Source organism: Chryseobacterium gambrini (assembly GCF_900156825.1).
Taxonomy (GTDB): domain Bacteria; phylum Bacteroidota; class Bacteroidia; order Flavobacteriales; family Weeksellaceae; genus Chryseobacterium; species Chryseobacterium gambrini.
Genome location: NZ_FTOV01000012.1, coordinates 83347 through 109669, shown reverse-complemented (window position 1 = coordinate 109669; position 26323 = coordinate 83347). Strand labels below are relative to the sequence as shown.

The following is a 26323-nucleotide window of genomic DNA, read 5'->3' as shown; positions in this document are numbered from 1 at the left end:
CCGCCGTGACAGGGCGGCATTCTAACCAGCTGAACTACCGGATCAATTTTGTTTTAAAAGTAAATTGAGAAAACTTCTGCGATCCGGACGGGACTTGTTCTTATTTGAAAAACTCCCTATCCATAAGCTTTATGTCGTTCTCTTATTTTTAGGTCACCGAATAGGTCACTTTAATAAACAAAAATAGAGTGCGTCGTTTTTACTGGTGCAAAGATATGTTTTTTTTTATTTTTCACAAATAAATGTAGATCTTTTTTCTATCTCTTCCATAATCCACAGATTTTCAAATAACAAATATACCCTGCCCTAATCATTTTTCGCTTTTGATATAAATCCCCAAACCAAAAATCATTAATGAACTATCATCCTTTTTATCTTTGGTAAGTTTAGATGGTAAAATTGTATAATTTACAAAAAATAATTACCTACTACTATTAAGACGGTCAACCTTAGCACTTGGCAACCAACTGTTTCGTCTGGCTATTAAAATTTGTACACTAGGACTGTTCAATATCCACATTAATTTACTATGCGATAAAGGTTATTGTTTTTCAAGAAAAATATCCTAACAGCACATATCCTGAGATTAAATTCCGTTTCAAATTATCTAATCTTTATTTATAGTGTTTGCTATAAATGCACAGCAGTCATAAAAATAATTAGACATAGCGAAATAAAAAGTTAGATTAATCTAACTTTTTATTATATTTGAAAAAAAAACGTGAGCAAGAGATATATACCTATTATTATAATTTTCTATCTTCTTTTTCTGATCGTACAAGCTTGTGATAAACTTCAGCCTGAAGCGATAGATGAGAGTGAATTACTTGATGGCTCCATTGTGGGGTTATCATATGCTGAAAACCAACAATTTTTGCGAGGGGATATCGCCTTTAACGATGAAACCTTCACGGTCGGGAAAGGTCTTGGTCCAACCTTCGTGGCAACAAGTTGTGGAAGCTGTCATGCTGGTGATGGAAAAGGGACTCCCTTTACTACTCTTATACGTTTTGGACAGACTGACGAAACAGGAAATTTATTTTTGCTTTTAGGTGGTCCTCAATTGCAAAATAGGGCGATACCAGGTTATACTCCGGAAGCAATTCCTCCCGGAGCAACATTTTCTAAATTTACTCCGCCTGCCAATACCGGATTAGGTTTTATTGAATTGGTTTCTGATATGGATATTTTGGCAATGGCTGACCCTTTTGATACAAATAATGATGGCATCTCAGGAGTCCCCAATTATATTGATCTTCCGGCATATCAAGCACCATTCTTCTTTGCTGTAACAAAAGGAGGGAAGTATATCGGAAGATTTGGTAAAAAGGCATCCACATACAGTTTACTACAACAAACCGTTAATGCTTACAATCAAGATATGGGCATTACTTCAACTTTTAATCCTCACGATGTTTATTCAGGAATGAATGTTGATCCCGAAGTTTCTGATAAGACCATCGCAGATGTTGTATTTTATCTTCGTACATTGAAAACACCTATTCAGCGAGACGCAGAAAATAGTATCATTAAACAAGGTCAGACTATATTTTCTCAGATAAGTTGTAATAAATGTCATGTCCCGGAACTGAAAACTTCATCCTCCTCAATTTCACCATTATCCAATAAAAAGTTTTATCCGTACACAGACTTATTACTTCATGATATGGGTGCTTCTTTGGATGACAACTATACGGAAGGCACTGCGAAAACTTATGAATGGCGTACGCCTGCACTGTGGGGGTTAGGTTTATCTCCAAAATCACAAGGCGGTCAATACTTCTTAATGCATGATGGCAGGGCAAAAAGTATAGAAGAAGCAATACAGCTTCACGGGGGAGAGGCTGCAACCAGCAGAACCAATTACACTCAATTACCAGTCCAAGAAAAAGAAGCTATTATTAAATTTTTGAAATCCTTATAATTATGGACAGACTTGAATTTCTCAAAAAATGCAGTTTGGTCTGTTTAGGCTTTACTGCAATTCCTCCCATTCTTTCAGGGTGTATAAGCAATAAAATGATTTCAGGAGCGATTAAAGACGATTATATCATATTGCCTTTGGAGGATTTTATGGATACAAAATATCCTGACAAAAAATTATCCTATGTAATTATTCAAAATGAATCTCTCAAATATCCCATTTGTGTATTTCGTTTTTCGGAAACTGAGTATGAAGCATTATGGATGCAATGTACCCATCAGGGTAGCCAGTTACAAGTATTTGGAGATAAGCTACAGTGTCCTGCACATGGTAGTGAATTTTCCAACCAAGGTTTAGTACAAAACGGTCCTGCTGATCAGACCTTAAGAAAATTTCCAGTATACATAGAATCGGATTTTTTGAAAATTTCTTTAAAAAAACCGGTATGAAAAAAATTATCTATCTAATTATAATTTTAATTTTTCAGGAAGCCACAGCACAGATAGATTCTGAATTACTAAAAAGAATACCTGTAGACAGTTCTCGCTCTTTGAACATGGATGCCGTTTACAAGCGTCCCTTCTTAGGATTAGGGAAAGTGCCTGTCTCTATTGGTGGCTATGCGGAAGCCAATTGGCAGCATATCAGCACTGATGGTATATCTGATGGACATCAATTTCAATTACGTAGGATGACACTTTTTGTATCTTCTACAATTTCCTCAAAAATTAAATTTCTGAGTGAAATAGAATTAGAAGAAGGAGGTAAAGAGATTAATATTGAATTTGCTGCCATTGATGTAGAGTTTAATCCCTTGCTTAATTTGAGAGGAGGAATTATTATGAATCCAATTGGTGCTTTCAACCAAAATCATGACGGTCCGAAATGGGAGTTTACCGATCGTCCTATATCTGCTACAGAAATGTTGCCTGCTACATTCAGTAATGCTGGTTTCGGATTTTATGGAAAAATGTATAAAGCCGAGTGGATGTTCGGATACGAGGTATATCTATCAGGAAATTTTGATAATTCAATTATTGACAATAATCAAAACAAAACGTACTTACCTGCTGCCAAAAGTAATCCTGAACGTTTTGAAGAAATTAACAGCGGTGTTCCTCTTTTAACAGCAAAAATTGCCACAAGACATGAAAAAGCAGGAGAATTTGGAGTCTCTTATATGGGAGGAATCTATAATAAATTTCAGGATGAAGGTCTTCAGGTTGACGATAAAAGAAGGGTTCGGGTATTTGCATTGGATTATAATAATACACTTCCAAACCTTGGAACTTTAATTACTGCAGAATGGGCTTGGGTTAAAGTAGATGTCCCGGAAACTTATACACAACAATATGGAGACAGGCAGCATGGAGGATTTATAGACATTGTTCAGCCAATAATTAAAAGAAAAATTTTGGATTGGGAAAGAGCAACCGTTAATCTTGCATGCCGTTTAGAGTATGTAGATTGGAACGTAGGTCATTTCAGAGAAGACAACAGCAAAATTGGAGAAGATTTATGGAGTATTATGCCTGCAATCAGTTTTAGACCCAATGCACAAACTGTTTTTAGACTTAATTATAGATTTCAGAAACAGAAAGACATTTTTGCGAACCCTGCGGCAAAAACTGTAGGCTTCAGCTTTGGTATTTCAACGTATTTCTAATAATTTGCCTCCGCAGATCTTAGGATTGAGCAAAAAGTCATTCTTGAGTTAATACTCCGTGGATATTCTTTATGTTTTTGTTAAGGGACAAAAAGCAAGAAAGACTGTTTCGTAGGATTACTGGAATTAGCGAATTCAATCTAGATTTTATACATAACGACTCAATTAAATATTAATATTTGAAAATGCTCACTTATGAAGAAAGATTAAAATACGGTACATTATATTATTAAAAATATACTGAATTCCAGTATTGAAATTCAGTATTTATAAGAACTATGCTATTTACTTCTTATTCTCATCATGATGTTCTTTCTCATCGTGATGTTCTTTTTCTTGATGATGCTCGGCCTCATCGTGATGCTCCGGCTCATCTGCATGTTCAGGACCCTCGTGATGTTCCTTGTGCGGATGATGTTCTTTGTGTTCGTGATGTTCTGGATGGTCGTGTGTCTCTTTTTTTTGATCTTCGCTGTTCATAACATTTTAATTTAAAGGTGAATATTAATTTATATATGTTGTTATTTGTGAAAGGCAAATAAGATGCCAAAACAAAGCTATAATCTACTGATTTTAAATACTTTCCATTGTTTTAAACAATATTGCTTCAAACATCTAAATAATTTTAAATGTCCTTTAAAAACGTGATATGTTAAAACATTACTCTAAAAAAATATTATTTCTATCTGTCCATAGTTAACTATTGATCGTTTTAGGAAGTAGATTGATTAGTTTTTACTTTGATGATATTTAAAATGATGGTCTTTGACAGGATGAAAATATTTCTTAAATCCATATGTTATAAGAGATAGTATCAGGATACTAAAAACTATCAAATAGAATATATCTTCTGACGCAAGCCGATGCTTTCCCCTCCTGATTATTCGTCTCCTAAATCGTCTTTTAAATCCCATAATTTCTCATTTAAAAAAATAGCTGGTAATTCAAACCCAAACTTTTCTGCTGATAACTCTTCTGGAAATAAGGAGAAATCATAGATAATGTTTTTTCATTCTTACTTTTAAATAAAGTTTTGATCTTTGGATATAACCAATATGCTATCTCAGTAGAAAAAATTCCGATACCAGCACCAGACAGGACATCTGTAACCCAATGCTTATTATTGATGATTCTGTACACACTAGTAAAAATGGCAAACGGATATCCTGACAGACTGATCCAATAATTGCTGTCCCTATATTCTCTGAACATAAACTGTGCAGTTGAAAATGCGATCGCTGCATGACCTGAGGGAAATGACATATAATTTGATTGATCAGGCCGCTCCCTGCCGATCAATGATTTTGAAGGAATAACTATTGCCAATAAGATAGCTTGTGATGTTGCTAAAATGATCGTTCGATCTTTTAAGTTATGTTTCCCTCGAACACCCGCTATGTTTAAACCATAAACGAGCGCAGCTGGTACAAATAAGGTATAGTTGTCTAATTTTGAATTGTTTAATGTATGATCGTTTACCTCCCTTCTCACATCATAATCAAACTTTTTGATTTCAGGAATTGTAAAACCAATTGCACCTGCCGATATCAAGCTAACCGGAACAATAAGTTTTTTATAATCCAAAGTATCATCTCTTATTATTAAAGAATCTTGTTGAGCAGTTTTTTGCAATGACAAACTATCCTGAGCATAAATACTTAGAGAGAATTTCAGTAAAAGGATTAGTATTGAGTTTTTTTTTACATAAGTCCACATAAAAATTATATTTCTGATTTTTATTGTTCGGATCTAACATTAATAGTATTCAATTTTATATCGTAAAATTGGATGTAACTTCCCTGTTCCCATCTTTTATGGGAACTCAATCTTAATAATATGAGTGGAGGCAAATTTTCCTTAGAATTGTAATATCCTAAGGAAACAGGATACTAGAATTTGCTCTATTTTTATCTGTGATAATCTCTTTTAAAATTTCATTCTTTGAATCCTGACTGCATTGAGTATTGCAATCAAAGCAACTCCCACATCAGCAAATACAGCTTCCCACATCGTAGCCAGTCCACCAGCTCCAAGTACGAGCACGATGGCTTTTACAACAAAGGCAAGAATGATATTCTGCCAGACGATCCTTTTGGTCTTCTTTCCAATATTGATCGCCATAGGTATTTTTGATGGTTTATCATCCTGGATCACAACATCGGCAGTTTCGATGGTCGCATCGCTGCCAAGTCCACCCATTGCTATTCCAACATCACTTAATGCTACTACAGGCGCATCATTTACACCATCACCAACAAAAGCCACACTTTCATTTCTTGCTTTGATTTCTTTGACCTTGTTGACCTTATCTTCCGGAAGCAGGTCTCCAAAAGCATTGTCAATACCGATCTGCTCAGCCACATATTTTACTACAGTTGTCTTGTCACCACTTAGCATAGTCGCTTTTACATTCAAGCTATGAAGTTTTTCAACTGCTTGCTTTGCATCGTCCTTGATTCGGTCGGCAATCGTAATGAATCCTGCAAATTTTCCATCATATGCGATAGCTATCACCGTATATACGATTTTGGATGGGTCTACATCATAACCGATCTTAAATTTATCCAATAGTTTAAAATTACCCACCAGGATTTCCTTCCCATTAGCTCTCGCTTTAAGCCCATGCCCTGCAATTTCTTCAGTATCCTCTAAATTGATCGAATTGTTGATCTCTCCTACAAACTCGTGAACAGCAGTAGCCACAGGATGGGTACTTTTACTTTCAACAACATTGACCAATTGGAGAATCTCATCTTTGTCAAATCCTTCTTTAATGGTAACGTCCTGAACTTTGAAAACACCTTCTGTCATAGTTCCGGTCTTATCCATTACCACATTCTGAATCTCAGCGATCTTATCCAAAAAGTTGCTTCCTTTAAATAATATACCATTGCGGCTCGCTGCTCCGATACCTCCAAAATAGCCAAGCGGGATAGAGATCACCAATGCACACGGACAAGATATAACTAAGAAAATCAATGCTCTGTACAACCAATCTCTGAAAACATAATCATCAACAAAGAAATAAGGTACTAAGCAGATCAAAACAGCTAATGCAACCACAATTGGGGTGTAAATTCTTGCAAATTTTCTGATAAAAAGTTCAGTCGGAGCTTTTTGAGCTGTTGCATTTTGTACCAGTTCAAGGATCTTACTGAGTTTGCTATCCTCATAAGCTGTATTAACCTTAATCAAAGCTACGCTGTTCATATTGATCATTCCGGCTAAAACTGTTTCACCTTTATTTTTAGAATCAGGTTTGCTCTCTCCTGTTAACGCTGCGGTATTGAAAGACGCAGAATCGGAGATCAGTTCTCCGTCCAATGCCAGTTTTTCTCCTGATTTTAACTGAATCGTATCCCCGATTTTGGCTTCGGCAGCTTTGATTTTTTTAGGCTGATTATTTTCAATAATCGTTACCTCATCAGGACGTTGATCTAAAAGAGCCTTAATATTGGTTTTAGCTCTCGACACAGCCAGAGTCTGAAAAACCTCTCCTACTGCATAGAACAACATAACCGCTACTCCTTCAGGAAATTCTCCGATAATGAAAGCCCCTATCGTTGCAATGCTCATAAGGAAAAATTCTGAAAACACATCACCTTGTTTGATACTTTCAAATGCCTCTTTTAAAACCGGTAGGCCTACCGGTAGATAAGCAACACCGTACCAGACAATACGTACCCAGTCTTTAAACCATTCAGGCTTAATGTAATTGTCCAATGCAATGCCTGCTAATAACAATACCAAAGAAATAATCGCAGGCAAGAACATCTGAAACGCTGTTTTATCAGTTTCTGCATGATCATGTCCATCATCATCTGTATGTTGATGATCTTCCGTTTTCTTCTTTGGAGCGCAGCATCCGTCTTCTTCAACTAATTTTTTGGCTCCAGCATCTTTATAGATTTTGCCTTCCTGTGGAGTACAGCAGAGCTGCTTTCCATTTTCGTCGTAGATGTGTTTATGTTCCATAATAATATTATTTTTATGATTTTTAGGTTACTTTATATATATATCCTGGTCTGATTGTCTTCCGGTTTTTAGAATTTTTTTATACCAGCCAAATTTGTTAATACTTAAGATGAACAAGGTAAGAACAGTTGCTAAAAAAGATAACAAAAACATGTTCAGTGCAAGGGCAGATCCTATTGCCGATGCAGCCCATAAAGCAGTGGATGTTGTAAGCCCCTGCATGCTTTTGGAACTATCTTTAAATGCCAGTCCAGCTCCGATAAATCCTAAACCGGCAGGTATCGCCGCCAACATTCTCGCTATTGCAGATTTATCATCTGTAAGATGCGAGGCAACTGCCACAAATAAGCAAGAAGCCATACAGAGAACGCCAAAAGTGCGAACCCCTGCATCTTTATGGGCAGTTTCTCTTTCGAAACCTATTATCGCGCCAAAAAACAGTGCTAATAATAATTTTCCGGCAAGTAAAAGTTCAAATTTTAGATCCATTTTATATCACTTTATCTAGTTGTGGTTATATTTCCCTTTTTAATCCGCTTCTGTTTTAATCCTTCATTCTTGAAAAGATAGTAGGCCGACTGATAATTTGCTATCGCTTTTTTTACATACTGTTCAGACAGCATCTCTGGATTTTGTTTATTTTTCTCCTTGTCATACAAATACGTCTCTGTTTTTTGCTGTGGACCTAGAATAACCAATTTGTTGTTTTCCATATATCCAAGTTTCTGATAGGTACTTACAAATATTCTTGGAATATAGCTTTCGCCTAAAACATTTTTACCATAAAGATTACTCTGATATGTCCAACCTAAAAGTGCGAAAAGTGTTGGATACAAATCGATCTGAGAGCACATTTTTTCAATTCTGAATGGTTCGTTGTCGTTCAGGTTGACAATCATTGCAGGGATATGGTATTTTGCGACATCGATATCGTTCTTGCCCGCACTGCTGGCACAATGATCTGCAACAATTATAACAATGGTATTTTTGTACCAGGATTTATTCTTTATCTTTTTAAAAAACTGACCGATCGCATAATCTGTGTATTTCACGGCGCCTTCCCTTCCCGATCCCGAGGGAATATCAATCTTTCCTTCAGGATATGTATAAGGACGATGATTGGAAGTGTTCATTACAAAATCGTAAAAAGGTTTCCCCGCTGCAAATTTTTGATCTGCTTGCTTTATCACCTGATCATAAAGATTTTCATCACTAATACCCCAGGCATTTTCAAAAGTGACCTCATTGTCTTCTATTGGTATTCTTGGAGACTGATAATCTTCCCCTACAAAAGAATTTCTTTTCCTGTCAACAATTGTGTATCCATTATTACCGAAATAATTATTCATATTATCAAAATATCCATCACCACCATATAAGAATGAAGTATCATATCCCTTTTGACCGAAGATAGATCCTACAGTGGTCAGATTATCGTTGTCTTTCCTACGAACAATACTATTCCCCGGTGTAGGCGGAACGGCAAGTGAAAGTGCCTCCATTCCTCGCACGGTTCTTGTTCCGGTAGCATACATATTGGTAAATAAAATGCTTCGATTCGCCAATGAGTCCAACGTAGGTGTCAGATTCTGATTGTTGCCAAATGTTTTCATAAAGTCTGCACTGAAACTTTCCAATGTGATCATAATAACATTGGGCTTCTCAGAGGAGTCATCTCCCTTAATGTTACGTACAATTGAGAAATCTTTTGATACATAATGTGAGTCAGTTTCCTGCAGATCAGTTCTCACAATATTAAACGCCTCTCTATTATCGATGAGTGTGTAGAAGTGCTCATAATTGATCTCGTTATTTTTATAAGCTGAAAAAAAAGAATAGATTCCTGATTTTGACAACTCATTCCTATACCTGTTCTCACTGCTCTCTGCTAAACTGTTGTCAATAAAAAATGTGTAGAAGACTGAAATAAAAAGCAATCCTAAAAAAATAGTGAATCGCTGTATAAAAGGTGTACTGCCTTCAAAATTATCTGTGAAATAATGCCTCTTATAGAAAAGTAAAAATACCAAAGAGGTCATTAGTAACATGGCTGTAATGAGCAATGGCAAAGGATATGATTCATTAATATTATTGATTACTTCATAGGTATAAACCAAATAATCAACTGCAATAAAATTAAACCGACTTTCAAATTCCTGCCAGAATGTTACTTCAGCAAAAAATGAAAACAACAATATAAGCACAGCTACAGTAAAACAAAAAAAAGTCATAGCTCTATTGAAAAGCGAATTATTATATTTCTGGGGAAACAAAAGCAGATATAGGCTGTATGGTAGCACAAAAAATACCCCTACACCAATATCAAACAAAAATCCCATAGCAAATACTTTCAACAATGAAATAAAACTAAGATCAGCTTTTTGAATGCTGGCCACAGAAAGCCCTATCCTAAGAAAAAAGGACAAGATCATGTATAATAAGAAAAAATTAGTGAGCAGGCTATAAGTGCTTCTCTTAATTTTAATTAGTCTCATAAACAAGTTTTATAAGTGATTAAAACATTATTATCCTTTGAAATCAATTTTATGTGATAGAGAACTAACCATTAGATTTTATTTATTATCAATCTATTTTTACCGTTCATCTATAAGTGTATTACACTTTCATCATAGCCTTCATATTCGATTTGAAAAGTGGTGTGGGTTATTTTAAAATCTGTTGTCACTTTGTCTGTTAATATTTTCAGGATTTCGTTGCGATTTTTATTTTCATCTGCAATCACATGAGCACTCATGGCATTAACGCCTGACGTAAGAGACCAAACATGAAGATCGTGGAGTCCCTTGATTTCCGGGAGTTCTTCCAGTGATGCTCTAAGCTTGCTGATATCTACATCTTTCGGTGTACCTTCCAATAAGACATTAACCGCTTCCATAAGCAACTTTAAGGTTCTGGGAATGATTAATAGACCTATTGCCGCAGAAATGATCGGATCTGCGTAATACCATTGTGTTGTCAGCATTATCACACCTGCGATCATTACTCCTACGGATGTCAGCATATCCGACAAGACCTCAAAATAAGCACCTTTCATATTAAGACTTTCATTGGAGTCCTTTCTTATGATAAGGATACCGATGATATTGACCACAAAACCAATTCCTGCAACGATCATCATGGAGCCACTTTGCACTTCAGGAGGATTTTTAAATCTTTGAAATGCCTCATATAAAACAAATAATGAGATACCCAATAGCACAACAGCATTAATCACAGCAGCCAAAATCTCTGTGCGATAGTACCCAAATGTTTTTTCAGGACTAGCCTTTCTCTCACCAATTTTGATTGCAATAAATGCTAGGAGTAAACCGACAACATCTGTTAGCATGTGAGCAGCATCCGCAAGCAATGCAAGACTTTTTGTTGCAATTCCTCCAATGACTTCAGCAATAAGATAAGTACCACTTAGTGCTAGGACGATGAGTAAATTTTTCTTATGTCTGCTTGATGCAGATCCAGTCTGTTTATTTGTGTCGCTCATAATTTTATGTATTTACTAGATTGACTCTACATTTCGAAGTAAGTATTATTTTCTTTTTTAACAGGAATATCATTTTCTTTGATCATCTGTAAAATATTGATTTCTATAGTTTGTGCAATAGATGTCATTGGCGTATCCACAGGAGTATTCTCGAAAGGATCCTGCATGATGATTGCTGTTTTCTCAATGGCTATAAATAGCAGAGGAATAGTGATCGTTGTAATAATTTCCAAGGTGAGCTGGGAATCTTCCAATCCGAAAGGGAGTATAAAAGCAAAAACATATATAAGAGTATGCAGTAAAATACTATAGGCACGTGGAAATACCGTATTTTTCAATCTTTCACATTTTCCCATATTGTCACACAGCCTCATGAGAACTTCGTTAAGCTGAACCTCCTTGAAATCTGATACCAATCCTTTTTCGGCTATTTGTCTTAAGTGATAAGAATGTTCATCCAAAATTGCATTGGGTATATTAACAGCGTTAATCTGATGCATATTCAAATACTCCCCTACTTTACCGGAAAAAGGCTGTTTTCTTAATGCTTCGCCTAACGCATAGACCCATACGATTTGTCTTTCTGCAAATATTTTAACGTCCGCACTATCCTGAGGAATGAACTGAATAATTAATCGGATAAGAGACCTGGAATCATTAACAATAGCACCCCAAACGGTTCTTGCTTCCCACCATCTCTCGTATGACTGCGCCGTCCTAAATGCAAGTAGCAGTGATACAGCAGTTCCTAAAATTGCGGGAATGCTTAATGGAATTGATATTTTTTTGAAAATAGGATGCAGATCCAACAAACCTATACCTACAGCAAGTATAACAATCAGTAATATTTGGCTTTTAATTTGATCAATAAAATACCAGATTGAAATTTTCTTGTTTAGTAACATAACTTTTGTTTATAGATTTGATATAACATTATGATACGTAGTTCACGATTTAATTCGATTCGTAGCATAATGTTATTTTTTATTACAGCTGAAACTTTTATATAAAGGCTTTCGTAATAATAAATCTAATCTTCATGCCCTCCTGAATTAGATAATTTAGCATTGACGAAGAATGCACCTTTTACCACAATGTTTGTATCAGGTGCAATTTTGGTCACTGGAGTGATTGCAGTATAACCTAGATCTGAAGAACCTTTAACAATTTCTATTTTCTCAAAATTCAATGTTTTTCCTTGATTCTTGGTATGCGCTGCCTCTTTTGTACCTTCCTCTTTCTCACCCCCTTCTTCCTCTTCAGCATGTTCTTCAGGCTTTTTAGAAGTCTGTATGAAAACATAGAATTTACCGTCAGCTTCCACGATTGCTTCATCAGGAACGGCAGCGGTGCTTGAGTTTCCAAGGCTTACCATTCCGGTAACATTCATCCCATCGATCAACCCCACTTTATTTCCTGTAACACTCGCATGTACAGAGATCGTTTTACTCTCATTTTCGAATGACGACCCGATACTAAATACGGTAGCGTTATACAAAGTTTCCGGATTATTGGTCAGCTTAAACTGTACAGTTTGTCCAACTTTCATTTTAGGTAGATCCTTTTCAAAAACCTGAAGATCTAAATGGATAGAACTATTATCAATAATATCAAGAACTGGTGATGCCACATCAACATAACTTCCAATCTGCGCATTGATACTGCTTACGGTTCCACTGATCGGTGAAGTTATAACCAACCCAGATCGTAGATTACCATTGCTTACTTTACCCGGGCTGATCCCCATAAGCTGGAGCTGTCTCTGTAGTGATGATCTTTGGGTTCTTAAACTTTTTAATTCAGCATCAGAGCTTTGCAGATTCTTTTTTGCTCCGGCATCATTATCAAATAGTTCACGTTGCCTTCTATATTCCTGTTCAGCAAACGCGATCCTGCTGTTCACTGTAAGATATTGCTCCTGAAGCTGAATATACTCGGGATTATTGATTGATGCAATTACCTGCCCTTTCCTCACATGATCTCCTATCTGTACATTTAATGTCTTAATCACCCCACCATACAGAGAGGTAACGGTAGCTTTTCTATTGTTGGGAACACTCAATACACCATTGGCTTTAACAAGTGAGGTCAGATCTTTCATCTCAATTTTACCTAAGGAGATTCCGACTGCTTTCATTTGTTCTTCTGTTAATGCCGCGATCGTTTGCGGTGCCTCTTCATGAGCCTCCTCTACCTGTTCGGTTTTTGCTTTTACTTCCGTTTCCTCAGAGGCTTCTTTTTTTCCACAGCTTAAGACTAAAAAAGAAATTAACAGCGTAGATACTATATTATATTTAATTTTCATTTTATTTGTTTATGATAGAATTAATGGTAATAACAGATTGATTAACCTGTTGAATCGATTCGAGATACTTTAATTGAATATTGGTAGAAGTCTGAAGCGCAAAAAGATATTCAACGTAGGAAATTTCTCCTGTTTTATATCCCAATTGTCCGGCTTTAGCTATTTTCTCAGCATTGGGTATAGCCTGATTAATATAATAATTATATTGCTCTACATCCTGCTGATATTGATTCAAAGCGTTTTCCAGTTGCGCTTCCAGCTGTTTTTGCTGTAATTTTGCATTAGATTCCGCTACTTGCTTTTGGAACTCCCAAGATTGCATTCTCGCTTTTGTAGCACCGAAAGTCAGGGGAATCGTAACGCCAATAGTTGCTGCGTGAAATCTATTTCCCGCATTAAAATTCCGATCCATACCATTGATCGTCTGGGTACCGATTAAAGACTGATTGGTGTAACCTATACTGAAATCAGGTAGGCCCAGAGACCTTTCAACGTTTTTATTTTTTTCTGCTATGGTCATCTCCTGATAGTAAGACCTTACTGTTGGATGATTCGCTATTGACGCGCTGTCAAATACATAATTAGCTTTCAGGGGCTCATAATTTGTGTTATAAGGAACCGAGATGTCTCCCGAAGTATTCAATAAGGTTTTTAAGTTTTTGTATGCATTATTCAAATAAACTTCATTTTGCTTCAACAACAAATTGATCTCCCCTTTCTGAGTTTCTGCAGTATTGATCTCTATCTTTTTAATATCTCCTGATTTAAATCTGACCGTAGCAATTCTTATAAAATCCTGATATAAACTATCCAGATTTTTTAATTTTGACTGGTTAAATTGCAGATATTCGATCTGATAGTAATAGGTCCTAACCTGTCTTGCAAGTTCGTTGACCGAAATCTCCTTATTGATCTGCTTTCCTTTGATCTGTTCAGCGATAAGTTCTCTTCTTGCTTTAAACAATGTTGGAAACGGAATACTTTGAGATATAGAAAAAGATTGATCGAATTTTTTACTGTTGTATTGGCCTAACTGAGCATCTAAACTCATTTTTGGAAGTTCTTTAGCAGTAGGTTTCAGTGCCTCTGTTACTTTAATATCCAAATCTTTCGACCGCATTAAATTATTGTTGGTCAATGCGATGCTCGTAGCTTCCTCAACTGTAACAGGGGTACCTTGTTGTGCGTTAAAGGTCTGTCCAATGAATAAAAAACCTAAAACTAAAACCGCTGTCAGTGGCTTATTACCTGAAGGCTTTTTGATTTTTAGTTTAGTACTGAAGATAATGTATAACATCGGTAAAACAAAAAGAGTCAAGAAAGTTGCTGTAACCAGTCCCCCGATTACAACGGTCGCCAAAGGTTTCTGAACTTCTGCCCCGGCTCCGGTTGAAATTGCCATAGGTAAAAATCCTAATGATGCGACTGTGGCTGTCATTAAAACAGGTCTCAGACGAGTTTTAGTTCCTTCCATCACACGTTTTAAAATATTGGTTTCACCTTCCTTCTCTAACTCGTTAAATGTTCCGATCAACACAATACCATTAAGTACCGCTACACCAAATAATGCAATAAACCCAATTCCCGCGCTGATACTAAAAGGCATACCGCGAAGCATTAACGCGAATATACCGCCGATAGCACTCATTGGAATTGCCGTAAAGATCAAGGCAGCCTGCTTTAGCGAACCAAAAGTAAAATATAACAGCATAAAGATCAAAAATAATGATACAGGTACAGCAATGGTCAGTCGTTTACTGGCAGCTTTAAGATTCTCAAATTGTCCGCCATATGTATAATAATATCCTGATGGTAATTTTTCTTTATTAAGCTTCTGCTGGATTTCTTCTACTACACTTTCTACATCTCGGCCTTTTACGTTAAAACCAATGACGATTCTCCTTTTACCTGCCTCACGACTAATCTGTGCGGGGCCAAGTTTATAATTGATATTGGACACCTGTGAAAGCGGGATCTGTATTCCTGTCTTCGTAGACACCATCAGATTGTTGACATCATCAATACTGGTTCTATGTAAACTATCCAAACGAACCACCAGATCAAACCTTCTTTCATTCTCAAATACCTGACCTGCAGCCTGACCTGCAAAAGCAGTACTTACAGCAGTATTTACGTCTTCAATATTCAGCCCGTAATTAGCCATTCTTGTGCGGTCATATTCAACATTAATTTGCGGAAGACCACTAACACGTTCGATCTGTGGAGCACTCGCACCATTAACAGACTGAATAATTTTTGCTGTTTTATCCGCATATATCGCTAAAGAATCTAAATTTTCACCGAAAATTTTAACCGCTACATCTTGTCTGATTCCTGTCATCAACTCATTGAAACGCATCTGGATCGGTTGATTTTTTTCGAAAAATACCCCGGGAATAGCTTCAAGCTTTTCAGAGATCTCATCTGCTAATTCATCATATGATTTTTTTGTTTTCCATTCACTTTGCGGTTTTAAGATCACCATCATATCAGTAGCTTCAGGAGGCATTGGATCAGTAGGCACTTCAGCAGCACCGGTCTTCCCTACAACCATTTTAACTTCGTCAAACTGCTTGATCAGCCTGGAGGCCTGCATAGAGGTTTCAATACTCTGACTTAATGAACTTCCCTGTGGAAGAATACAGTGAAAAGCAAAATCACCTTCTTGGAGTTGAGGGATAAACTCGCCCCCCATTCTTCCAAATATAAATAATGAAACTGCAAATAATGCAACAGTAACACTTACTAACCAATATTTTACTTTTAAAGCTTTCTCTAGTAGAGGTTGATAGATTTTTTGGAGTCGGTTCATCATTTTATCTGAGAAATTTTCTTTATGCGAGATTTTCTTCGATAAAAAAAGTGCACTCATCATTGGAATATAGGTCAATGATAATATCAATGCACCAAAGATTGCAAAACCTACAGTTTTAGCCATCGGAGTAAACATCTTACCCTCAACACCTACTAACGTTAAAATAGGAATGTAGACAATCAAAATAATAATCTCCCCAAATGCTGCGCTGCTTCTGATTTTAGAAGCTGAAAGAAATACCTCTTCATCCATCTCAGACTGGGTAAGAAGACGTGTTGTTTTCCGCAATCCTAAGTGATGAAGAGTCGCTTCAACAATAATAACAGCTCCGTCGACAATTAATCCAAAATCAATCGCCCCTAAACTCATTAAGTTGGCACTTACTCCGAAAACGTTCATCATTCCCAAAGCAAAGAGTAAGGACAACGGAATGGCAGATGCCACAATAAGACCGGCTCGTAAATTACCGAGAAATACTACCAGCACAAAAATCACTATCAACGCTCCTTCGATAAGATTTTTCTCGACAGTATCAATAGCTCTGCCAACTAGATTAGTTCTGTCTAAATAAGGCTCAATAATCACATCAGTAGGTAAAGATTTTTGAATAGTTGGTATTTTTTCTTTGATTAATTGCACTACCTCATTACTATTAGCACCTTTAAGCATCATCACCACTCCACCTACAGCATCCACCTCACCATTAAATGTCATGGCACCATATCGAACCGCACTTCCCAAACGAACCTCAGCAACATCTTTAATGAATATAGGCACACTCCCTGTTTCATTTTTAACTACAACATTCCCAACATCTTCAAGAGAGGTCACAAGTCCAATTCCACGGATAAAATAAGCATTAGGCTTTTTGTCAATGTAGGCTCCGCCTGTGTTCTGATTATTTTTTTCAAGAGCTGCAAAAATATCAGAAATACTAACTCCCATCGCTCGTAGACGATCAGGGTTAACAGCGACCTCATATTGTTTTAGCTGTCCTCCGAAGCTGTTAATCTCTGCAACTCCGGGAGTACCATTAAGCTGTCTTCGAACGATCCAGTCCTGCATTGTACGAAGTTCTTTGGAATCGTATTTTTTCTCACTTCCTTTCTTTGGATGAAGGATGTATTGATATACTTCCCCAAGTCCTGTACTTACCGGAGCCAACTCTGGTGTGCCAATTCCTTTTGGAATTTCTTCAGCAGCCTGCTTCAGCTTTTCACTGATCAATTGGCGGGCAAAATAAACGTCAACCTCTTCTTTAAATACAACAGTGATTACAGACAAACCGAATCGTGAAATACTTCTGGTCTCCTCAATATCAGGAACATTAGCAATACTCTGTTCTATAGGGAATGTCACCAACTGTTCAACTTCCTGACCGGCCAAAGTAGGACATACCGTGATTATTTGAACCTGATTGTTGGTGATGTCGGGTGTGGCATCGATCGGAAGTTTGGTTGCGCTCCAAACTCCCCAAATAATCAACAACAAGGTCATTATACCAATGACAATCTTGTTCTTGATGCTAAATCTTATGATTTTATCTAACATGAGAATATAATTTTTATTGAATGTCACAACTACCTTTTGGAACAACTATTTGTTCTAAAAATCGAGCGACAAAAATGAGTAAGAATACAACGCAATGCTATTGCAATGTTTCCATAACTGTTTTGACGAAAGACAATTCTTCCGTCTGATTAACAAAAATTATATTTTAGGAGGTTGCCATATCTGATCGTACACCAAATATGCAAAGTCATTCTTTATGAAAAGAATTTTTTTAGAATAGTACTCTTTTATCTGTTTACGATATTCTAAAACAGGATTTATTTTGAGCGAAGTAACGCTGATTCTGCAGCAATTACAATAACAAAAAGGAGAACAAGAATCTGTTTTTGAATGAGCATCGTTTTGCTCAGATTTTATATAGGAATATGATACATTTTCATTTTTTGATTGCGCTTTTGCAACATCCATGCATGGCATTAATGATAATGCCATGAAGTAGACTGTAAAAAGCAATCTTAGAAAATTCATGCGACAAAGTTAATTATTTTACATTTATAAATATATATTAAATTTTATCTATTTTTTTAAAATTTATTACTAACAAGACTTTTAAAAAAAATTATTTATACTACAGTATCTTACAAAGCACAAATCTCTTTTAATAATCCGTACTAAACAATCAATATAAATATATCTTACTAAGCTATATACAAATAAATAACTACCTTCTTCGGACAACATTCTGAAAATTATCTAAGTAAATATTCTCTTTTTGGTTTAATACTTTATCTATAAAATCTACTGTTGTTAAATTGTTATATAAAACTGTATTTTCCCTCGCTCTTTCTCTCACATAATTTCTATTTTCATTCGCTTTAAGCTGTTCCTCTTTTTCTATTCTGTATTGAACTACTAAATTTTCTCTAACTGCTGGAAGCTCTTCCAGCTTTTTATCCAGTTCCGCAATTTTATCTTCAGTCATTTTGGTTTGATATTCAATTTGAGTAACATCTATTCCTTTCTGAGCTAAATTTTCAATTACTTCTTGTACTTGAACTTTATGAAGTTCAATTGTTTTTTGATATGATGGTAATTGGGTTGCCCAATATTCAGCATTTGCATCGCCATTTTTCGAATAGCCTTCAATTCTATTATATGAATGCTCGGCTTGGGTTACCAATTCTTTTACTTTCAAAACATCTTCATATTTTCTCAGAACAAATGCACTATCGGCCAAATGTTTATTTTTTTCACTTTCAATCTTCTTTTTAATGAGTTCGATTTCGATATTGGCTCTGGTTTCGGGATTGGTAATGATGGAGGTTTTTAATTCTTGAGTCCTGATGTCTGAAATATCCAAAACATCGGCTCCTTTTTTCATTGCTTCTAAATATCTTGCCTGTTTGGATTGCAGTTTTTGAAGCATAAACACATCAATACTGTCATTGGTCAGCATAAAATTAACCCGCACATTTTCGTTCTTGTTTCCTTGCCTCCAGGCTCGTCCTTCCACTTGTCGGAGTGACGTAAAATTATATGGCAACGTAAGCATATAAACATCGGTTGTGTTTTCCTGAAGGTTCATTCCTTCCTGAATGGCTTCACTTCCAATAACTACTTTTATTTTTCCTTCATTAAAATCATTTTGAATAGAAATTCTTTGGTTTTTATTGGTCGCCCCGGTAATGATTCCGATTTCTTCGGGTTTGTAACCAATTTCTGTTATGAGATATTCTTTTATTTTTGGAAACTGAGCAACTGCTAATTCAGAATACACAATTTGTCCTGAGTCAGGAAGATCTTTTTTGTTCTGCCTTATCAAATCCATCGTGTCTTTTAACTTCGGAGAATTTTCTATGAATTTTTTTATTGAAGGTTCTTCGCCATCATAAAATGGCGATAAATACGGTGAAATAGCAATCAATCTGGCATTGAGAATATGTGTTAAAATTGCTCCTTTTTCAGTCTCACTGAAATTTTCATTGAGCAGCTCATACTGTTCTCTTGTGAGATCATTCTGTTCAATTTTATATTCTTTGTTAATTTTGTTGGGACGAATTAATTCAGGATTGTCTTCTTCTCCTTTTATATCAATGAATTCCGAAAGTAATTGTTGAAACAGCGAATTATTTTTAAATCTCCGAACGTTGGCTTTAAATTTCACATCACCCTTTGCATCAATTTCCATATCATTATCCGCTTCCATAAAGGTCTCGAAGAAAGTATTGACGTTGAAATATCCCGATTCTTCTAATCTTTTATTTGCTATTAAAGAAAGAATGGAATAATATTCCAAAGGCTTGTTGGTAAAAGGCGTTGCGGAAAGCAAGGTCACATTTCTTCCGTCGTTTTTGTCTTGAATGTACTGAGCTGCCATCCAGGTATTGATTCCCAGTTTGGAAGTCTGTTGGTTTTGACTTCTAAAATCGGACGCAAATCTTCGGTCCTCAATTTTTACTTTTCCTACAATATGATTGGCATTGTGAACTTCGTCGTAAGTCAAATGGTCGAATCCAAAATCTTCCCAGTCATAGATTTTACCACGCTTCATTTTTCCCTCAATCTCCTTTTCTTTCTGAAACTCAATTTGGAGGTCTCTTTCGGTATTGGTAACGCCCTTCATTTCACTTGCAGAGATGTAACTGAATTTTGACGAAAGTTCTTCGGTTATTTCTGATGAAAATCCAATATTGTTAAAACCTTCATAAGTAACGATGGTTATTTCTCCGTCTTTATTATCAAATTTTGAAAGGTCATAATCTTTCCCCAAATTCCCTAAAACATTAACTTTCGCGTTGGGAATCGTTTCAAAAATCGTTTCCACCCATTGTTTCATAATGCTGTCATTCGGAACTACGATGATTGGTCTTTTCGCATTTCCTCTTTCCATTGCTTCGTGCATTGAAAGGATTCCGGACAATGTTTTTCCATAACCCACTTCGTGCGCTAAAAGTCCTACGCCTTTTGTGGTCTGTCTTCCGATTCCCGCCTTCTGAACCTCTGCTAATCTAAATTCCTTTCCTTTGAAATTCTTATGAATCTTTGAAAACAATGGGAATTTAGAATAATCCGGAACGTGGATGTTATTGTAATTGCGGTTAAAATCTTTTACAAAACGAGTTCTAATGTCATCTGATAATTCTTCACGTACAAATTTGTAAAACAAATCATTCGCAGCAGCTTTTCGTCTTTCTCTGACTAACGCATTTCGCTCTTTATCGCTTCCTGTAACCGTTTCATTATCTACAAAGCTTCGCACTTCCCAAGCTGAAGAACCCGCAAAGGCTTCACTTGACAAAGTGCCTACAAAGTCTTTGAATCTTTCCGCAAGATTGTAATCTACAATGACTGATTCGGTACGTTTTGTAATATGATTATATTGGTCTTTTTCTATTTGGCCTAACTCAAATTTGTGCACGAACTCGTGGTTCGGACTGATATAAATTTCATCTAAAGATTTCGCTTTTGGTAGAACATTTTCTAATAATGCTTTTTGTTTTTCGTACTGATTTTCCGTTCCACCAACAGCATTTTTATCTGCAAAATCTTTTTCGAGCTGCTCTAACTTCGCATAAATATTTCCTTCTGCATAATAAAAATCGTGAATCCAAACTCCATCAGAATAATTTGAAAATTTGGAATGTTTTTCGTGATTGTTGAGCGTTCCATCGTAAGATGTATCTCTGAATGCTTCAATTTGTTCTTTCGTAATGTTTGAACTATTTTGCAAGGAAGTATTTACAATTTCATCCTGTTTGGAGAATTGATATTTTAAAATTCCTTTCTTTATGGAAGGCTCCGTTTGGACTTTATATTCCTTCTCAGTTCTCGTATTGTGAATAGAAATTATTCTATCACTTTTTTCTATCAATTCTTTTAATTTTTCTTCTGAAAACGATGCTGGTTTTGTGATTAAATCTTCGCGCAGTTTTTCATACTTTCTTATTTCAGTCGTAATGGTGGGAGATTTAAACTTGATGTTATTGAGTTTAGAAAGTACCAATTCAATTTTTTCTTGAGTTTCTGTTAAATTCAACTCATCTATTTTCTCCGCAATAATTTCTTTTTTTACAGGAACTTTTGTAACAGAATTGGACTCAGTATTTTCTAAAAACAAATCTTCAAAAAGATTTCCGATTCTCTCGGTTTCTTTTTTATTTTTAAATTGTTCAATCTTAAAGAGAGCTTCATCCAAATTTCCGTGGATATAATTTTCCAAACGCCCAAAACGATTGGTTTTCTCACGGTTTTCCCCGAGAACTCTTGTGTGATTATTTTCAAAATATTTGGAAATATCCGCAGAAATCTGGTGATTGTTTTTTTTGAGAATGATAATATCCGTTCCGATTTGTGTTCCTGCAAAAGCGCCATTGGGTAAACGGAAACCTTCCAAAACACTAGCATTCTGTAAATTCTTTTGTCGGTTGAGCCAACCTGATGGAAGAACCATCGCCAAAACGCCGTTGGGTTTCAAAGAATCTAATGACCGTTTAACAAAATAATCTTCGTATTTTGAAATTTTAGGTTCTTCGCCTAATCCTTTGTAAAGCCCACGATGTTCGCCATAAGGCGGATTTCCGATGACCAAATCATATCTTTCTGAAAAATCTTTTGAGTCTTTTTTATTACCTCTGTCATCAATAAATTCAGTTTCAAACGAACGAAGGTTGATCTCGACTTCGGGATGTAGAATTTTTGCAATTTTCGCCGTGGTTTCGTTGATTTCAAAGCCTGTAATTTTAGAATTTACAGATAATTCGCGAGTGGCATAGATAAAATTTCCTGTACCAACGCTGGGTTCTAAAACAGAAATTTCTTTTTGAGTTTTGAAATGGTCTTTGATTAAATTGCGGACTGCATCGACAATTTTATCTTGTGTGTAATATTCATCTAAAATCCCTCTGCCTTCTTTTGCGGTTCCGCCACTTTGGAATTGATTGCAGATTTCTTTTAAATCATCCGTGACTTTCAGATTTTCTTTGAGAAGAATTCTGTTGTCATTAGAAACAAAACAAGCTGCAGAAACTACTTCCGCAACTTGTTCATTATTAAGTTTTCGCCCTTTATATTTTGAAATGAGAACATCTAGCTCTACCTTATTTGTTGAATTTTCACTTACCTCGGAAGGTCTTCTATCGGATCTTCTTCTATCGGATATAGCTCTCCCGGATACGATTCCGCCCAAGGAATATTCTCTTCCCTCATTTTTTTCATCATTTTGCGGTTGTGTTCCTCCATTGGATCCTCTTCCTCGGTTTCGGTTTCCCAAATCGCTCCGTTCTGTGCCTGCAAGTCCATTTCCAGCATTGTTGCTGCCCACTGCTTGTCCGCTTTCGTAACTTCCGTTTTGCTCGGATTGGATTTTTGAGCCAAGTTCTCCAGTGTTTTGTTCAGGTGTTCCGTTTCCCACTTGCTGAGGATCGGATGTTGTTCCGGATTCAATTGCATTGCTTTCATTTTCAGAAATTTTTGGTTCAACTAAATTAGTATTTTTATCTTGAAAATTGAGTTTATTCTCTAAATATTCGGTCAGGTCTTGATTCCCATTTTCAGAAATTTCATACAACGGACGAACGTCTTTGATATTTTTGCCATTAAATTCTGTAAGAATTTTTCTGGTTATTGCATTTCCTGTTCTGTCCCCGCTCAGACATAAAAACATTTTGCCATCATAATTCTGGTATCTATTGAGGAACTTTTTGCTATTGGAACCGGAATTTAAGGTAATAATTGTTCTATTATTGACTTGCTTGTTCAATTGAAGAAGCTCCAAGAATGAAAGCATATCCTTACTGTTTGTGAAAACAATAAGTTCCTTTTTATTTCCTTCAACTACAGAAATGTCATCATTTATCTCATTAAAAAAATCTTCATCTTTCACTTTTTTCTGTTTTTTATGAAGTGGTTAAATTCAAAAATTTCTTTGGCTTCACTGTCCCAGTTTTTTCTTGATATTAATTGAAGCGTCACGAATATGTCCGTCTTTTTATTGTAAGAATCAATCCTTTCGAGCCTTCCGTGGTAGTCCTTTTCCGCGTGTTTGTAAATAGAGTACGGTAAAATAGTATCCGTTGGATAAATGTAAAACCGGGTGTACATCCAAGGTGAGTTGATTTCAAATCGTTTGTATTTTTTCTTAAACAAAACCGTATCATTCAGATTTTTTCTGTTTCTGTAATTGGGGATTTTTTCCTGAGAAAACAATGTTCCTCCTTTTTTCTTTTCAACCGAAAGCGGCTTTTGTTTCTTTATGATGTCTGACAGAATAATTTTGCCGGGATTTTCATTTTCAATAGTATAGCACAATGAATCTTTAATGAAATAAATCTGTTGGGTTATTTCGGGAGCATCAACATCCGGAATCCTTTCTATTATGGAATCTCCTGAATAATTAAGGCTTGACAAATGAAAACTTTGGATATTGTTCAGATTTTTGGAAACATCAAAATATACATTGGAGACAACATCGATTCCTCCTTTTTCGGATTTGATTTCTTTGTGGCAGGAAGTGCTTACAAAAAGAAAAAACAAGCTGGGTAGTATTAAAAGTTTTTTCATAGATATAGGGTTTAAAAAAGCGGCAGCCTAATTAATTTGACTTACCGCTGGGAAATAAATGATTGGTTGTAAGTGTTATCTATCGTTTAATACTTTGTTCTTTCACGTTATTTTTTTCGTGCTTGTTGTCTTGTTCCAAACCTTCTAAAGGCTTGTTGGTATTGATTCTGTTCATATCAGAATCATACAGATTCAGATTTTTGTATTGCGGATTCAGCACCGCTTTGCCTTCTATTACTTTATCATCCAATTCAAATTTTACCTTCACGATATTTCCTTTTTCCAAAGATTTTATGGTACTTTCCTTCCATTCCGGCTTATCGAAGATCAGTTTGGATTTTTCTACGATCTGAGCCGTATCAACTCCATAATTTTTGTAAAAATTCTGGAAATTGTAATTTCCTTTTTCGGTTTTGGGTTCGTTAAAATTCAGTTTGGCAAATGCAGGTTCTATTTTTTCTGTTTTCGGATTGTGAAATTGTATTTTTACCGTACGCCCTTCCAAAAGGTTGACTGCTTCTTTAGCAGTAAATGTATTCACCCTGTTAACAGGAAAATTGTGGGAGATAACGTCGCCATTTGCTTTAGTGAGTTTAGCATTATAAAAATTCATAAAGACACTTCCATTTTCTATCTTATTGAATTTTAACGTGAATTCCATTTCATTTCCGGGCATCGTTTTGTCGGAAGTGGTTTTAATTTCGAACTCTTTTTCGGGAGCATTAATTCCGTTTTCTAAATCTTTGTGCAGTTGTTCTCCTTCTCCGAAACCAAGATATTTTAATTGAAATTTCGGATACTGAGATGGTTCATATTCGTTCTGTGTTTCCATAATGTTTGGGGTTTGATTGTTAAATTTTATATCATTCATTGTTAATATTCTGTTTCTTGAAAAAACATTTTCATCCAGATAATTTTTTAGAATTTCACCGCTATCCAATAATTCGTAGGATTCCCCATATAGCTGTTTTTCCAATAGGCCGAAAGCCAATTCGTATTTGTCATTTTTTGACAACGTATGACCATCAATAACATTTGGGATTGTGTCCATTTGTGCCTTTGTAAGAGAATAATCTCCATCTGTTGTTCCGAATTCCATTTTCTCTGAATAAGCTTTTCTTTGGCTCGCTGTGATCTGCAAGTTCTCCAGTATGAATTCGTTTTCTTTCATAAAGATCCTGTATTTGAGAATATCATTTTTTTCCTCTTCGGAAAGTTTCGGATAAAGATTATTTTGCACCGCTTTTGCTTTTAAGTCGTTTTCGACATAGCTTTTGAATTCGTTCAAACTTTTTGGAGCATCATAAAAATCTCTCATACCTGTCCATTCTCGCCGACCGTACGGTAATGTATATTCCTGAGTTTGCAGATCATAGCTGTAATACCTATGACCGCTTGGACTCTTCAGCGAGCCACTCCCATCATCGTAATCGTTCCAGGTCCAGCCGTCCGGAAGGTCAGATGCAGGGGTTAAATTTTCTTCAAAGCCTTCATCTGAAAAAAAGTCTGCATTTTCTTCCAGATCAGTCATTTCAATTTGATGAATCCCTTCTAATGATATCTTTGCAGCTTCAACTTCATAATTTCGATAATGATGAGCTTGCTTTTCATCAATTTGTGTATAGGTCAATCCGGAACTTAAATCAGTTTTTTTTTCCAATTCCTGAGCCCAGAGATCAGAAAGAAATTTCTGCTTTTTTGACTCGCTACTTACAGTGATTTCAGTAGACTCCCTGTTATTTTGCAAAATCAAATGTTTATTGGCTAGTTGTTGCTTTTCAATAAATCTGACTAATTCAGCAGGATTGTTAAATGTATCCTTAGTAACGAGATCGGGATTTGAATGAAAAATTGTTTTCAATGTGAAATTTGAACCTATGATAACTGCTCTTCCCTTAGATTGGTGAATTACCATAAACTTTTTCTCTTTATCAGTAAACAGCCTCTCTCCGTCCCGAAAAAACTGTTCAGGTGACATACTTTCCATTTCTTTTACAAAATTTTTATAGGCTCCTGTTCTTGGAGTTATATTCTTATCAAACCAGGTTAGATTATCTTCCATTTTT

The 26323-nt window shown here is 35.8% G+C and carries 16 protein-coding genes; 3 read left to right on the top strand and 13 right to left on the bottom strand.

What is annotated here, in order from left to right:
* Positions 1-721 precede the first annotated feature (721 nt).
* The 3 genes from BW951_RS18060 to BW951_RS18050 are packed head-to-tail and all read left to right on the top strand — an operon-like array spanning position 722 to position 3590.
* Positions 722-1924, top strand: a complete 1203-nt coding sequence (locus BW951_RS18060) for a di-heme oxidoredictase family protein (RefSeq protein WP_072410600.1) — start codon at positions 722-724, stop codon at positions 1922-1924.
* A 2-nt stretch (positions 1925-1926) separates the two neighbouring features.
* Positions 1927-2373: a QcrA and Rieske domain-containing protein gene (locus BW951_RS18055; RefSeq protein ID WP_051879933.1), complete on the top strand. Its 447-nt coding sequence runs from the start codon at positions 1927-1929 to the stop codon at positions 2371-2373.
* A complete protein-coding gene (locus BW951_RS18050; protein ID WP_034975904.1) occupies positions 2370-3590 on the top strand; it encodes a hypothetical protein in 1221 nt (406 codons plus the stop codon). Before BW951_RS18055 ends, BW951_RS18050 begins: the two co-directional genes overlap by 4 nt.
* A gap of 285 nt (positions 3591-3875) precedes the next feature.
* Here the strand turns inward: BW951_RS18050 and BW951_RS18045 are convergent, their stop codons facing one another.
* The 13 genes from BW951_RS18045 to BW951_RS17985 all read right to left on the bottom strand — a co-directional run bounded on the left by BW951_RS18045 (position 3876) and on the right by BW951_RS17985 (position 26319).
* Positions 3876-4070, bottom strand: coding sequence for a hypothetical protein (locus BW951_RS18045; RefSeq protein WP_034975906.1), 195 nt, complete (start codon positions 4068-4070; stop codon positions 3876-3878).
* A gap of 444 nt (positions 4071-4514) precedes the next feature.
* Complete coding sequence (locus BW951_RS18040) at positions 4515-5306, bottom strand: phosphatase PAP2 family protein (RefSeq protein ID WP_034975909.1); 792 nt, start codon at positions 5304-5306, stop codon at positions 4515-4517.
* Between the two features lie 210 nt (positions 5307-5516).
* Positions 5517-7565, bottom strand: coding sequence for a heavy metal translocating P-type ATPase (locus BW951_RS18035; protein ID WP_040995614.1), 2049 nt, complete (start codon positions 7563-7565; stop codon positions 5517-5519).
* A gap of 27 nt (positions 7566-7592) precedes the next feature.
* Positions 7593-8054: an MgtC/SapB family protein gene (locus BW951_RS18030; RefSeq protein ID WP_034975913.1), complete on the bottom strand. Its 462-nt coding sequence runs from the start codon at positions 8052-8054 to the stop codon at positions 7593-7595.
* Between the two features lie 11 nt (positions 8055-8065).
* Complete coding sequence (locus BW951_RS18025) at positions 8066-9796, bottom strand: LTA synthase family protein (RefSeq protein ID WP_228400877.1); 1731 nt, start codon at positions 9794-9796, stop codon at positions 8066-8068.
* 374 nt (positions 9797-10170) lie between these two features.
* The gene (locus tag BW951_RS18020) at positions 10171-11067 is read right to left on the bottom strand and encodes a cation diffusion facilitator family transporter (protein ID WP_072410598.1); all 897 of its coding nucleotides are present in this window, start codon (positions 11065-11067) and stop codon (positions 10171-10173) included.
* A gap of 26 nt (positions 11068-11093) precedes the next feature.
* Positions 11094-11972 (bottom strand): bestrophin family protein, encoded by an 879-nt coding sequence (locus BW951_RS18015; RefSeq protein WP_028123473.1) that lies wholly within the window; start codon positions 11970-11972, stop codon positions 11094-11096.
* Positions 11973-12097: 125 nt separating this feature from the next.
* On the bottom strand, positions 12098-13372 hold the full coding sequence (locus BW951_RS18010) for an efflux RND transporter periplasmic adaptor subunit (protein ID WP_028123472.1): 1275 nt from the start codon (positions 13370-13372) through the stop codon (positions 12098-12100).
* Position 13373: 1 nt separating this feature from the next.
* Positions 13374-17738: a CusA/CzcA family heavy metal efflux RND transporter gene (locus BW951_RS18005; RefSeq protein WP_072410604.1), complete on the bottom strand. Its 4365-nt coding sequence runs from the start codon at positions 17736-17738 to the stop codon at positions 13374-13376.
* Between the two features lie 159 nt (positions 17739-17897).
* Positions 17898-18227, bottom strand: a complete 330-nt coding sequence (locus BW951_RS23190; protein ID WP_072410597.1) for a DUF6660 family protein — start codon at positions 18225-18227, stop codon at positions 17898-17900.
* A 193-nt stretch (positions 18228-18420) separates the two neighbouring features.
* Positions 18421-23580, bottom strand: a complete 5160-nt coding sequence (locus BW951_RS17995) for a helicase-related protein (protein WP_042279187.1) — start codon at positions 23578-23580, stop codon at positions 18421-18423.
* Positions 23577-24257 carry a hypothetical protein gene (locus tag BW951_RS17990; protein ID WP_034975921.1) on the bottom strand — a complete coding sequence of 227 codons (681 nt, stop codon included), beginning with the start codon at positions 24255-24257 and terminating at the stop codon, positions 23577-23579. The genes BW951_RS17995 and BW951_RS17990 overlap by 4 nt, the downstream gene beginning before the upstream one ends.
* 79 nt (positions 24258-24336) lie before the next feature.
* Entirely contained in the window at positions 24337-26319 is a 1983-nt protein-coding gene (locus tag BW951_RS17985) for a hypothetical protein (RefSeq protein ID WP_076395293.1), read from the bottom strand.
* Between the last annotated feature and the right edge of the window lie 4 nt (positions 26320-26323).

Coding starts and splice junctions, on each gene's coding strand:
- BW951_RS18055 (WP_051879933.1), top strand. CDS start 1,927: ATGGACAGACTTGAATTTCTCAAAAAATGCAGTTTGGTCTGTTTAGGC.
- BW951_RS18050 (WP_034975904.1), top strand. CDS start 2,370: ATGAAAAAAATTATCTATCTAATTATAATTTTAATTTTTCAGGAAGCC.
- BW951_RS18045 (WP_034975906.1), bottom strand. CDS start 4,070: ATGAACAGCGAAGATCAAAAAAAAGAGACACACGACCATCCAGAACAT.
- BW951_RS18040 (WP_034975909.1), bottom strand. CDS start 5,306: ATGTGGACTTATGTAAAAAAAAACTCAATACTAATCCTTTTACTGAAA.
- BW951_RS18035 (WP_040995614.1), bottom strand. CDS start 7,565: ATGGAACATAAACACATCTACGACGAAAATGGAAAGCAGCTCTGCTGT.
- BW951_RS18030 (WP_034975913.1), bottom strand. CDS start 8,054: ATGGATCTAAAATTTGAACTTTTACTTGCCGGAAAATTATTATTAGCA.
- BW951_RS18025 (WP_228400877.1), bottom strand. CDS start 9,796: ATGACTTTTTTTTGTTTTACTGTAGCTGTGCTTATATTGTTGTTTTCA.
- BW951_RS18020 (WP_072410598.1), bottom strand. CDS start 11,067: ATGAGCGACACAAATAAACAGACTGGATCTGCATCAAGCAGACATAAG.
- BW951_RS18015 (WP_028123473.1), bottom strand. CDS start 11,972: ATGTTACTAAACAAGAAAATTTCAATCTGGTATTTTATTGATCAAATT.
- BW951_RS18010 (WP_028123472.1), bottom strand. CDS start 13,372: ATGAAAATTAAATATAATATAGTATCTACGCTGTTAATTTCTTTTTTA.
- BW951_RS18005 (WP_072410604.1), bottom strand. CDS start 17,738: ATGTTAGATAAAATCATAAGATTTAGCATCAAGAACAAGATTGTCATT.
- BW951_RS23190 (WP_072410597.1), bottom strand. CDS start 18,227: ATGAATTTTCTAAGATTGCTTTTTACAGTCTACTTCATGGCATTATCA.
- BW951_RS17990 (WP_034975921.1), bottom strand. CDS start 24,257: ATGAAAAAACTTTTAATACTACCCAGCTTGTTTTTTCTTTTTGTAAGC.
- BW951_RS17985 (WP_076395293.1), bottom strand. CDS start 26,319: ATGGAAGATAATCTAACCTGGTTTGATAAGAATATAACTCCAAGAACA.